This window comes from Stenotrophomonas daejeonensis, from assembly GCF_001431505.1.
Taxonomy (GTDB): domain Bacteria; phylum Pseudomonadota; class Gammaproteobacteria; order Xanthomonadales; family Xanthomonadaceae; genus Stenotrophomonas; species Stenotrophomonas daejeonensis.
Genome location: NZ_LDJP01000074.1, coordinates 39,821 through 52,011 on the forward strand (window position 1 = coordinate 39,821; position 12,191 = coordinate 52,011).

The window sequence follows — 12,191 nt, forward strand, 5'->3', positions numbered from 1 at the left end:
CGCGGCTCAACCGCGCTGGACCGACACCCCGCCATCGACCCGCATCGCGCTGCCGGTGACGAACGAGGACGCCGGCGATACCAGGAACAATGCCGCGGCCGCGATCTCCTCCGGCCGGGCCAATCGCCGCAGCGCATGCAGGCGCGCGACCGCGCCCAGCGCGGCCTCGTCGGGGTTCATCTCGCGTGCCATCGGCGTGTCGGTGCCGCCGGGCAACAGCGCGTTGACCCGCACGCCGGCCGGCCCGAACTCGGTCGCCAGCGCATGCACCAGGCCGATGACGCCGGCCTTGCTCGCCGCATAGGCGGCCGTGCACGGGAAGCCCGTGGTGTGCCCGACGACGGTCGAGGTGAATACCAGGCTGCCGCCATTGCCATTGCGCAACAATGACGGAATCTGGTGCTTCGCGCCGAGGAAGGCGCCGGTCAGGTTGACGTCCAGCGCGTCCTGCCAGTCGTGCAGCGCGACGTCGGGCGTGGGCTGCAGCGGCCCGAGCGTGCCCGCGTTGTTGAACGCCGCGTCGAGGGGGCCATAGGTTTCCTCGGCATGCCGCACCAGCGCCTGCGCATAGGCCTCCTCGCGCACGTCGCCGGCCAGCCAGGTGGCCGAACCTCCCTCGGCCCGGATCCGCGACGACAGCGCTTCCAGCCTGTCGCCACGCCGCGCGCCGAGGACCACGCGCGCGCCCTCGGCGGCGAACAGCAACGCCGTGGCGTGGCCGATGCCGGAACTGGCGCCGGTGATCAAGATGGTCTTGCCGTGCAATGCCTTCATGTCCTGCTCCTTGGTGATGGAGTGCGGAGATTGGCCGGCAGCCGCGCGCCGCGCTCGCCGGTATCGGACCTGGCAGTGGCGGCGGAAACGACGAAGCCCGGCGTGCGCCGGGCTTCGTCGTTCAGCAGTTGCCGTGGATCAGGCGGCGACGGTGTCGGCCACTTCGCGGTATTCCTCGATCTGGTCGAAGTTCATGTAGCGGTAGATGGTGTCGCCGTTGGCGTTGATCACGCCGATGTCCGCCATGTACTCCTCCTTGCTCGGGATGCGGCCCAGGCGCGCGCAGATCGCCGCCAGCTCCGCCGAACCCAGGTACACATTGGTGTTGCGGCCCAGCCGGTTCGGGAAGTTGCGGGTCGAGGTCGACATCGCGGTGGAGCCTTCGCGGATCTGCGCCTGGTTGCCCATGCACAGCGAGCAGCCTGGCATCTCGGTGCGCGCGCCGGCGTTGCCGAAGGTGCCGTAGTGGCCTTCCTTGGTCAGCTCGCTGGCGTCCATCTTGGTCGGCGGCGCGATCCACAGGCGCGTGGGCAGGTCGCGCTTGCCTTCCAGCAGCTTGGCGGCGGCGCGGAAGTGGCCGATGTTGGTCATGCACGAACCGATGAACACTTCGTCGATCTGCGCGCCGGCCACTTCGGACAGGGTCTTCACGTCGTCCGGGTCGTTCGGGCAGGCCACGATGGGTTCATGCACGTCGGCCAGGTCGATCTCGATGACCGCGGCGTATTCGGCGTCGGCGTCCGGCTCCAGCAGCTGCGGGTCGGCCAGCCACGCTTCCATCTTCTCGATGCGGCGCGCCAGCGAACGGGCGTCGGCATAGCCCTCGGCGATCATGTTCTTCAGCAGCACGATGTTGCTGTTGAGGTACTCGATGATCGGTTCCTTGTTCAGGCGCACGCTGCAACCGGCGGCCGAGCGCTCGGCCGAGGCGTCGGACAGCTCGAACGCCTGCTCCACCTTCAGGTCCGGCAGGCCTTCGATCTCGAGGATGCGGCCGGAGAAGATGTTCTTCTTGCCGGCCTTGGCCACGGTCAGCAGGCCCTGCTTGATCGCGTACAGCGGGATGGCGTTGACCAGGTCGCGCAGGGTCACGCCCGGCTGCAGCTGGCCCTTGAAGCGCACCAGCACCGACTCGGGCATGTCCAGCGGCATCACCCCGGTGGCGGCGGCGAAGGCGACCAGGCCGGAGCCGGCCGGGAACGAAATGCCGATCGGGAAGCGGGTGTGGCTGTCGCCGCCGGTGCCGACGGTGTCGGGCAGCAGCATGCGGTTGAGCCAGCTGTGGATCACGCCGTCGCCCGGGCGCAGCGAGATGCCGCCACGGGTGGAGATGAACTCCGGCAGGGTGTGGTGAGTCTTCACGTCCACCGGCTTCGGGTAGGCGGCGGTGTGGCAGAACGACTGCATCACCAGGTCGGCGGAGAAACCCAGGCAGGCCAGGTCCTTCAGCTCGTCGCGGGTCATCGGGCCGGTGGTGTCCTGCGAACCCACAGAGGTCATCTTCGGCTCGCAGTAGGTGCCCGGGCGCATGCCCTTCCCTTCCGGCAGACCGCAGGCGCGGCCGACCATCTTCTGTGCCAGCGAGTAGCCCTTGCCGGTGTCGGCGGGCTGCACCGGCAGGCGGAACAGGTCGGTGGCCGGCAGGCCCAGCGCTTCACGTGCCTTGGCGGTCAGGCCACGGCCGATGATCAGCGGGATGCGGCCACCGGCGCGCACTTCGTCGAACAGCACGTCGGACTTGACCTGGAATTCGGCGATCACCTCGCCGTTCTTCAGCGCCTTGCCTTCGTACGGGCGCAGCTCGACGACGTCGCCGTGCTCCATCTTCGACACGTCCAGCTCGATCGGCAGCGCGCCGGCGTCTTCCATCGTGTTGTAGAAGATCGGCGCGATCTTGCCGCCCAGGCAGACGCCGCCGGCGCGCTTGTTGGGGATGTACGGGATGTCGTCGCCCGTCCACCACAGCACGCTGTTGGTGGCCGACTTGCGCGAGGAACCGGTGCCGACCACGTCGCCGACGTAGGCGACCAGGTGGCCCTTGTCCTTGAGGTCGAGGATCTGCTGGATCGGGCCGCGCTTGCCGTCTTCCTCCGGCTGGAACGGGGCGTCCGGGCGCGCGTTCTTCAGCATCGCCAGCGCGTGCATCGGGATGTCCGGGCGGGTGGTGGCGTCCGGGGCCGGCGACAGGTCGTCGGTGTTGGTTTCGCCCGGCACCTTGAACACGGTGATGGTCAGGCTCTGCGGCACTTCCGGCTTGCCGGTGAACCACTCGGCATCGGCCCAGCTCTGCAACACGGCCTTGGCGTTGGCGTTGTCGGCCTTGGCCTTCTCCTCCACGTCGTGGAAGGCGTCGAACACCAGCAGGGTGTTCTTCAGCGCGTCGGCGGCAATGGTGCCCACCTCGGCGTCGTCGAGCAGCTGGATCAGCGGGGCGACGTTGTAGCCGCCGAGCATGGTGCCCAGCAGTTCGGTGGCGCGCGCGCGGCCGATCAGCGCGTTCTTCTCGCTGCCGAAGGCGATGGCGGCCAGGTACGAGGCCTTGACCTTGGCGGCGTCATCGACGCCGGCCGGCACGCGGTGGGTGAGCAGGTCGAGCAGGAACTCGGCCTCACCGGCCGGCGGGTTCTTCAGCAGCTCGATGACGTCGGCCGTCTGCTGTGCGGACAGCGGCAGCGGCGGGATGCCGAGGGCGGCGCGCTCGGCTACGTGGTGGCGGTAGGCTTCCAACATGACAACTCCCGGTGGTACGGACAGGTAAAGGATGGGGCTCAGGCTTGCGGCACGATCAGCTTCAGGCCCTTGAAGTAGTCGCGATAAAACGTGTCGTTCCAGGTGATCAGGCCGTCGCACTGCAGCAGTGCGTGCGAGCCGACCATGAAATCGTCGATGCGGCGGGTGTCGCCGGCGTTGCGCTGGCGGTGGCGGCGGTGCATCTCGCCGGCGCGCAGCGCGGATTTGGCTTCCAGCGGGCTGAAATGGATGCCCATTTCCTCCAGCGCCTCCTGCACCTGCGCGCCGCCGCGCAGCGAGGCGCAGATCTCGGCCAGCGTGGTGCCGCAGACGACCACGCGGCCGCCGACCAGCGCCTGCCGCAGGCAGGACTCCACCGCGTCGGCGCGCGCACCGTCGCTGAGCAGCTCGATCAGCACCGCCGAGTCGATGGCGATCATGCCTTGCCGGCCTCGTCGCGGACGGTACGCACGGCGGCTTCCGCGGACTCGAAACCGTCCAGCGCGAACTTGCCGCGGGCACGGGAAATGGCGTCGTCCACGCTCTTGCGCAGGATGATGCGGCTGCCGTCCAGCTCGACCTTCAGCAGCGTGCCCTTGGTCAGGCCCAGCGCGTCGCGCACGGCCTTGGGCAGGGTGATCTGCCCACGTTCGGCTACGGTGGCTTCCATTGGCGGCCCTCCAAAGTATGCGCAAATTATACATACTTTCACACGCATACCCTGACTGAATACCGGCTGGCGCATGGATTCCATGGGTGCGATGGCCCGGTGGGTGCCGACCGTTGGCCCGATTCGGCAATACCCCGGCTCCACGCACCGCCGCCACGACCAGCGGTCGGGCGCTACCGCCGTCGTAGGTGCCGGGCTCGCCCGGCACGGGGCTTTGCCGGTGAAGCCCCCCATGCGGGGCAAGCCCCGCATCTACGGCTGCGGGTTTTGCCGGCCCTACCTCGAACGCAAATTGGCCCGGTAACGGCGGCTGCACGGCAGCACGGTGGCATCGCGCAGGTGGACGCGGGCATCGCCGCTGTCCAGCGGCTCGATCGAGGCCACCTGCGCGAGGTTGACGATGTAGCTGCGGTGGATGCGCACGAAGCGCTCCGGGTCGAGCCGCGCCTCGATGCCGGCGATGGTGCTGCGCAGTGGGTAGTCATGGCCGCGCACCCGCAGGTTGACGTAGTTGCCGGCCGCCTGCAGCCATTCGATGTCGGTGGCGGCGACCAGGAATTCGCGGCCGAGCTTGCGCACCAGGAAACGCTCCGGGCGCTCCACCGGCTCCACCGGCGGGCCCTCGTCGGGCAGCGACAGCAGCATGGCCTCGCCCTGCAGGCGGCGCAGCAGCAGGCGGTAGCCCTCGATGGTCAGCACCATGCCGGCGTAGGAGCGCACGTCCTTCAGGTATTCGTAGCCGGACTCGCGCCACCACGATCCGAAGTCGTAGCTGTCGCCGACGCTGGCATAGGCCAGCTTGCGGATCGCGACCATCCCGACCACGTGCAGGACCGACCAGGCCAGGCTGCCCAGCAGGTGCAGCGGCAACAGCCGCCGCCAGTCATCCAGGTGCAATGGGAAGCGGCGGGTGAACCAGACCACGGCCGGTACCAGCGCCAGCGCCGTCACGGCCGAGCTGGTTTCCCACACGACCGGCTGCCAGGCGCTGAAATCCAGATGCCCCCGGCGCACGTCCATGTTCACGGTGATGCTGTTGGCCAGTGCGCCGACGAGGTACTGGGCGACCCAGAACCCGATCTCGAAGGAGCGCCGCCACGGCCGGTAGCGCTGGTACAGGTTCGGGGGCGTCGGATCCATCCGCGCATTGTAGGGGTGGGCCTGCGCCGCCCGCCCCCGGCTCGTCCCTCCTATCCACGGCTTGTCCCAAACCCTTGTCGCACGGTCACTTCCCGGTGGCAGGACGGCCCGCGAACGCGAACGCTGGCGGCACTCCCGCTACCGGCCCTGCCGCATGCAACGCCGCCACGACATCGACGCCCTGCGCGTCATCGCCTTCTCCCTGCTGATCCTCTACCACTCGGCGATGGTCTATGTGGCCGACTGGGACTTCCACATCAAGAGCATGTACCAGGCCGAATGGCTGCAGTACCCGATGATCGTGCTGAACCGCTGGCGGATGCCGCTGTTGTTCATGATCTCCGGCATCGCCCTCGGCCTGGCCGGGATCGAAGGCCGCCGATGGCGCTTCGCCAGGTCGCGCAGCCTGCGCCTGCTGCTGCCGCTGGCGTTCGGGATGCTGGTGGTGGTGCCGCCGCAGACCTTCTTCCAGATCATCGCGCAATACGGCTACACCGGCAGCCTCGCGCACTTCTACCCGCTCTACCTCACCCACGGGCTGTGCCGCGCCGGCCAGTGCATGCTCACGCCGACCTGGAACCACCTGTGGTACCTGGCCTACCTGTTGCCCTACACCCTGCTGTTGCTGGCGGCGGTTCCACTGCTGCGATGGGTGCGGGAACGGTTGGGGAATGCGGAGCCCACGCGGCTGTCGGCCGTTCTGTTGCTGGTGCTGCCGATCCTCTGGCTGCTGGGCGTCCGCCTCTGGCTGGCCCCGCATTTCCCTGAAACCCATGCCCTGTTCGATGACTGGACCGTGCATGCGGAATCGCTGCCGCTGTTCCTGCTGGGCTACGTGCTGGCGACCCGCACGGAGTTCTGGAACTGGGCGCGGCGGCTGCGCTGGCGAACGCCGGGGGTGGCGATGGTGGCGATCGGCGTGGAACTCGGCCTGCGCTGGCTCGGCCATCACCCGCCCGCCGGGCCGATGCCGGAATGGGCACTGCACGTCCCGTGGTACACGATCGAGCGCATCGCCCGCGTCACCTACACGTGGATGGCGCTGCTGGCGATCTTCGGCTGGGGCCGCGCCCTGCTCGACCGCTCGTTCCGCTGGCTGCCCTACGCCAGCGAGGCGGTATTCTCCTGGTACATCCTGCACCAGACCCTGATCGTCGCCCTCGCCTACTGGCTGATGCCGATGAAGCTTGGCGCGGCCGCCGAAGCCTCGCTGGTGGTCGCGGGCACGGTTGCCGGCTGCCTGCTGCTGCACGAATGCCTGGTCCGTCGCATCGGCTGGCTGCGCCCCTTGTTTGGCCTCAAGCGAAAGCCATCGTCCCTCCGCAATCCGCAGGTTGAGCCGATACGACTTGCCTCGCTCCATACGGAGGAATGATGGCCCGGCCGTTGGTCGGTTGCGGCAATGCCCCGGCGCTGCGCGCCGCCGCCACGACCAGCGGTCGGGCGCTACCATCTTCGTAGGTGCCGGGCTTGCCCGGCACGGGGCTCTACCGGTGAAGCCTCCATGCGGGGCAAGCCCCACCCTACGCTGGCGCGCAGTGTTCGACGATCAACTGGATCGCCCCACCGCCACGGTAGTCGTCGCTGACCAGCCGATAGGCCAGGTGCACGTGGCGGCCCGGATCGTTGCCGGTCCAGCCGCCGAAGTGGATGGCGTTGAGCGGCGCGGCCATGCCCGGCAGGCGCAGTTCCAGCTTCAGGTGGCGCTCCTTCAGCACCCGCCACTTCAGCACCTCGAAGTGGCCGTCGAACAAGGGTTCGGGAAAGCCCTGCCCCCACGGGCCGGCCAGACGCAGCGCCTCGGCATGGCGGAAGTCGAGTTCGGCCGCGGACAGTTCGCCGTCGCTGAGCAGTTGCCGTTGCAGCGATGCCGGGTCCAGCGTCGCCAATACCTGCTGCTCGAATGCGCTGCGGAAGGCGTCCAACCGCTCCAGCGGCAGGCTCATGCCCGCGGCCATCGCATGGCCGCCGAACTTGTCGATCAGGCCGGGATGGCGCGCATCGACCGCCGCCAGCGCGTCGCGGACATGGAAGCCGGGAATCGAGCGCGCCGAACCGCGCAGCATCGCCGCGCCGGGTTCGGCCGGGGCGAAAGCGATCACCGGGCGGTGCAGCCGGTCCTTCATCTTCGAGGCGACCAGCCCGACCACGCCGGGATGCCATTCGGCGTCGAACAGGCAGGCTGCGGCCGGGTGCTGGCCGTCATCGGCCAGCAGGGCGCGTGACACCGCCAGCTCGGCGTCGTCGGTCATCAGTTGCTGCACCGCGCGGCGTTCGCTGTTGATTTCCTCCAGCAGCGCGGCGATCTCGCGCGCCTGCGCAGCATCCTCGGTCAGCAGCAGTTCGATGCCCAGTGCCATGTCTTCCAGCCGCCCGGCGGCGTTCAGGCGCGGCCCCAGCGCGAAGCCGATGTCGCTGGCGGTCAGCCGGCGCGCATCGCGGCCGCTGGCCTCGATCAGGGCGCGCAGCCCGACGCAGCCCTTGCCGGCGCGCAGGCGGCGCAGGCCGGCGGCGACCAGAGCGCGGTTGTTGTCGTCCAGCGCAACCAGATCGGCGACGGTGCCGACCGCGACCAGGTCGAGCAGGGCCAGCAGGTCCGGCTCGGGCTGGTCGGCGAACGCGCCCTGTTCGCGCAGGTGCCGCCGCAGCGCCATCAGCACGTAGAAGATCACGCCGACGCCGGCCAGCGCCTTGCTCGGGAAGGCGTCGCCGCCGAGGTTGGGATCGACGATGGCGTCGGCCGGCGGCAACTGCTTGCCGGGCAGGTGGTGGTCGGTGACCAGCACCTGCCAGCCCAGTGCCTTGGCCGCGGCGACGCCGGCATGGCAGGCGATGCCGTGGTCGACGGTGACCAGCAGGTCCGGTTCCAGTACGGCCAGTTCGGCCACCAGCGACGGCGACAGCCCGTAGCCGTGCACCATGCGGTTGGGCACCGCGTGCACCACGTCGCGCGCGCCGAGCAGGCGCAGGCCGCGCACGCCGACCGCGCAGGCGGTGGCGCCGTCGCAGTCGAAGTCGCCGACGACGAGGATGCGCTTGCCGCCGGCGATCGCGGCGGCAAGCAATTCCACCGCCGCCGGCATGCCGCCCAGCAATTCCGGTGCATGCAGTTGCGCCAGCTTCGGCTGCGCCTGTTCCGGCGACAGCGCGCCACGCGCGGCGTAGATGCGGCGCAGCAGCGGCAGGGTCTGCTCGTCCCATTGCCCGCCCTCGACGCTGGCGCGGCGGACGATCTTCAACGCGTCAGTCATTGGCCAGCGTCGCCAGCGGTTTCTTCCAGAAGCGCCAGCGCTGGCCGCGATGGATGCGGTATTGCGCGCCATCCTCGAAATCCAGCCGCAGTTCGCGCAGTTCGCCACGGGCGATGGCGTCGAGCAGCGGCGCGATGGCATCGCGGGTCAATTGTTCCAGCGAACGCAGCTGGCGCAGGTCCACCAATGCATCGACGGCGTGCTCGCCATCGATGCGCACGCCGGCCAGTTGCGCAAGCGCCTGCAGCAGCGCGTCGCGGCTGCGCACCTGCGCATGCCCGGTCTGCACCGATCCGGGCAGGCGACCCGCGCCCCAGAACCACAGCGAGTTGACCGCGCGCCTGCCCTGCGCGCTGCGCTGTTCATTCCACGGATGCTGGTGCAGCAGCACCTGTGCTTCGGTCAGCAGGCTGCGCCAACGGCGGCCGTGTTCGCCTTCCGGCAGGTGTTCGAACAGGTCGTCACCGAGCACGGTTTCCGGTGCGGCGAACGCGGGCAATGGCGTGTCGTCGGGCAGGCGCAGGTACCAGCGCGAGGGCGTGGGCGCGTCGAGCCGGAAACCGAAACCGGCGAACAGCGGTTGCAGGGCCGGCAGCAGCGCATCCACGTCGTCCTGCTCCAACCGCAGGGTTTCGGCCGATGCCATCAGGCGCGCGCCCTGCATGTCCGGCGCCACGTTGGCCGGGTCGGCGCGCAGCCACAGGCTGTCGCCGGCATCGTCGGCATCGTGTTGGCGGGTCAGCGCGGCGGCGGACCATGCCTGCGGACGCACGTCGAAATGCCGGCGCAGTTGCGCTGATTCGCCGGCTTCGCCTTCGCTGTGGTCAGCACGACCGAGGGCATTCGCCACCTGTGCCGGCAATGCACCGTTCGGGAAACGGTTGCGGGCGGGAAGCAGCAGGGTGGCTTTGGCGTGGGTCATGGCTGGCTCTGCTTCCCGTCGGGACACTCAATGTAGATGCGGGGCTTGCCCCGCATGTGGCGTCACCGGGAAGGCGTCGTGCGGGGCAAGCCCCGCACCTACCGGATCAATCAAGGTATTCGACGCTGACGATCTCGTATTCGCGCTGGCCGGCCGGGGCGTCGATGGCGACGCTGTCGCCCTCCAGCTTGCCGATCAGCGCCCGCGCCACCGGCGAGGAAATGGCGATCAGCCCCAGCTTGATGTCCGCCTCCAGGTCGCCGACGATCTGGTAGCGCTTCTCCTCGTCGGTCTCCACGTCGGCCAGCGTCACCGTGGCGCCGAACACCACCTTGCTGCCAGCGTTGAGCTTGCTGATGTCGATGACCTCGGCATGCGACAACTCGCCTTCCAGCTGCTTGATGCGGCCTTCGATGAAGCCCTGCTCCTCGCGCGCGGCGTGGTACTCGGCGTTCTCCTTCAGGTCGCCGTGCTCGCGCGCCTCGGCGATCGCGGCGATCACCTTCGGCCGCTTCACCGACTTCAGGTGCTCGAGTTCTTCGCGCAGGCGCTGCGCGCCTTTCAGGGTGATGGGGGCTCTCATGCGTTCAGTTCCTTGTGCAGTTCCTGCAGCGACCACACCGGGCCGGTGCCGCGGAATTCCAGCGATTGCACCAGCGCCTTGGCGCCGGCCACCGTGGTCGAATAGGTGATGCGGTTTTGCAGGGCCTCGCGGCGGATCGAGAACGAGTCGTTGATCGCCGCGCGGCCTTCGGTGGTGTTGACGATGTAGACGATCTCGCCGTTCTTGATGCTGTCCACGATGTGCGGGCGGCCTTCGACCACCTTGTTGACCACCTCGCAGGCCAGCCCCTGCTGCTGCAGCCACGCGGCGGTGCCGCGGGTGGCGACCAGCGCGTAGCCGCGCTCGACCAGCCCCTTAGCCGCCGGCAGCACGCGCAGCTTGTCGGCGTCGCGCACCGAGATGAAGGCCTTGCCCAGCGGCGGGGTCTTGATGCCGCCGGCTTCCTGCGCGCGCGCGAAGGCGGCGCTGAAGCTGCGGCCCACGCCCATCACCTCGCCGGTGGAGCGCATTTCCGGCCCGAGGATCGGGTCCACGCCCTGGAACTTGGCGAACGGGAAGATCGCCTCCTTCACCGAGTAGTAATCCGGCACCACCTCAAAGGTCGCGCCCTGCTCGGCCAGGGTCATGCCGGCCATGCAGCGGGCGGCGATCTTGGCCAGCGCCACGCCGGTGGCCTTGGACACGAACGGCACGGTGCGCGAGGCGCGCGGGTTCACTTCCAGCAGGTAGATGACGTCGTTGCCATCGGCATCGGTCTGGATCGCGAACTGGGTGTTCATCAGGCCGACCACATTCAGCGCCTTGGCCAGCTCGCGCACCTGCCGACGCAGTTCTTCCTGCGTGGCCGGCGACAGCGAGTACGGCGGCAGCGAGCAGGACGAGTCGCCCGAGTGCACGCCGGCTTCCTCGATGTGCTCCATCACCCCGCCGATCAGCACGTTGCCGTCCTTGTCGCAGATGACGTCCACGTCGGCCTCGACCGCCGCGTCGAGGAAGTGGTCCAGCAGCACCGGCGAATCATTGGACACCTTGACCGCATCGCGCACGTAGCGCGCCAGGTCGGCCTCGCCGTAGACGATTTCCATCGCGCGGCCGCCGAGCACGTAGCTCGGGCGCACCACCAGCGGGTAGCCGATCTCGCGGGCCAGCGTCAGCGCCTCGTCGGCGGTGCGGGCGGTGCGGTTCGGCGGCTGCTTCAGGCCCAGGTCCTGCACCAGCTTCTGGAAGCGCTCGCGGTCCTCGGCCAGGTCGATCGAATCCGGCGAGGTGCCGATCACCGGCACGCCGTTGGCTTCCAGCGCACGGGCAAGCTTCAGCGGGGTCTGGCCGCCGTACTGCACGATCACGCCCTTGGGCTGTTCCAGCTCGACGATCTCCAGCACGTCCTCCAGCGTCAGCGGCTCGAAGTACAGGCGGTCGGAGGTGTCGTAGTCGGTGGAAACCGTCTCCGGGTTGCAGTTGACCATGATGGTTTCGTAACCATCCTCGCGCAGTGCCAGCGCCGCGTGCACGCAGCAGTAGTCGAACTCGATGCCCTGGCCGATGCGGTTGGGGCCGCCGCCGAGGATCATGATCTTGTCGCGGTCGGTCGGGTTGGCCTCGCATTCGTCCTCGTAGGTCGAATACAGGTAGGCGGTGCCGGTGGCGAACTCGGCCGCGCACGAGTCCACGCGCTTGTACACCGGGCGCACCTTGTGCGCGCGGCGCAGGGCGCGGATCGCGGCCTCGTTGGTGCCGGTCAGCTGCGCCAGCCGCGCGTCGGAGAAACCTGCGCGCTTGAGCGCGCGCAGGCGCTTTCCGTCCAGCGCGTCGATGCCCTCGGCCTGCACCTGCTTCTCGTCGGCGACGATGTCCTCGATCTGGTCGAGGAACCACGGGTCGATGAAGGACAGGCCGTAGACGTCATCGACGTTCATGCCGGCGCGGAAGGCGTCGCCGACGAAGAACAGGCGTTCCGGGCCGGGGGCCTTCAACTCGCGCTTGAGCGTGGTGATGTCGTCCTCGCTGGACAGGTCCAGCCCGGTCGGGTCCAACCCGATCTTGCCGGTTTCCAGCCCGCGCAGGGCCTTCTGCAGGGATTCCTTGAAGGTGCGGCCCATGGCCATCACCTCGCCCACCGACTTCATCTGCGTGGTCAGG

At 68.9% G+C, this 12,191-nt stretch carries 10 protein-coding genes; 1 reads left to right on the forward strand and 9 read right to left on the reverse strand.

The genetic code is table 11. From position 1 onward, the window contains the following. Positions 1–6: 6 nt before the first annotated feature. The 5 genes from ABB34_RS12385 to ABB34_RS12405 all read right to left on the reverse strand — a co-directional run bounded on the left by ABB34_RS12385 (position 7) and on the right by ABB34_RS12405 (position 5,314). Entirely contained in the window at positions 7–774 is a 768-nt protein-coding gene (locus ABB34_RS12385; protein ID WP_057641642.1) for an SDR family oxidoreductase, read from the reverse strand. A 138-nt stretch (positions 775–912) separates the two neighbouring features. Further along, complete coding sequence (gene acnB, locus ABB34_RS12390; protein WP_057641643.1) at positions 913–3,504, reverse strand: bifunctional aconitate hydratase 2/2-methylisocitrate dehydratase; 2,592 nt, start codon at positions 3,502–3,504, stop codon at positions 913–915. 38 nt (positions 3,505–3,542) lie between these two features. Beyond that, positions 3,543–3,944 (reverse strand): type II toxin-antitoxin system VapC family toxin, encoded by a 402-nt coding sequence (locus ABB34_RS12395; protein ID WP_057641644.1) that lies wholly within the window; start codon positions 3,942–3,944, stop codon positions 3,543–3,545. Next, a complete protein-coding gene (locus ABB34_RS12400) occupies positions 3,941–4,174 on the reverse strand; it encodes an AbrB/MazE/SpoVT family DNA-binding domain-containing protein (RefSeq protein WP_057641645.1) in 234 nt (77 codons plus the stop codon). Before ABB34_RS12400 ends, ABB34_RS12395 begins: the two co-directional genes overlap by 4 nt. Positions 4,175–4,450: 276 nt before the next feature. Further along, positions 4,451–5,314, reverse strand: coding sequence for a LytTR family DNA-binding domain-containing protein (locus ABB34_RS12405; RefSeq protein WP_057641646.1), 864 nt, complete (start codon positions 5,312–5,314; stop codon positions 4,451–4,453). 154 nt (positions 5,315–5,468) lie between these two features. On the opposite strand from ABB34_RS12405, the gene ABB34_RS12410 reads away from it, so the two are divergent. Then, positions 5,469–6,689, forward strand: coding sequence for an acyltransferase family protein (locus ABB34_RS12410; protein ID WP_057641647.1), 1,221 nt, complete (start codon positions 5,469–5,471; stop codon positions 6,687–6,689). 148 nt (positions 6,690–6,837) lie between these two features. Here the strand turns inward: ABB34_RS12410 and recJ are convergent, their stop codons facing one another. The 4 genes from recJ to carB all read right to left on the reverse strand — a co-directional run. Next, the gene (gene recJ / locus ABB34_RS12415; protein ID WP_057641648.1) at positions 6,838–8,565 is read right to left on the reverse strand and encodes a single-stranded-DNA-specific exonuclease RecJ; all 1,728 of its coding nucleotides are present in this window, start codon (positions 8,563–8,565) and stop codon (positions 6,838–6,840) included. After that, positions 8,558–9,487: a hypothetical protein gene (locus tag ABB34_RS12420; protein ID WP_057641649.1), complete on the reverse strand. Its 930-nt coding sequence runs from the start codon at positions 9,485–9,487 to the stop codon at positions 8,558–8,560. The genes recJ and ABB34_RS12420 overlap by 8 nt, the downstream gene beginning before the upstream one ends. A gap of 106 nt (positions 9,488–9,593) precedes the next feature. Further along, entirely contained in the window at positions 9,594–10,058 is a 465-nt protein-coding gene (gene greA / locus ABB34_RS12425) for a transcription elongation factor GreA (protein ID WP_211258206.1), read from the reverse strand. 8 nt (positions 10,059–10,066) lie between these two features. After that, positions 10,067–12,191, reverse strand: a 2,125-nt coding sequence (gene carB / locus ABB34_RS12430; RefSeq protein WP_057641652.1) for a carbamoyl-phosphate synthase large subunit, incomplete at its 5' end; no start/stop codon positions are given.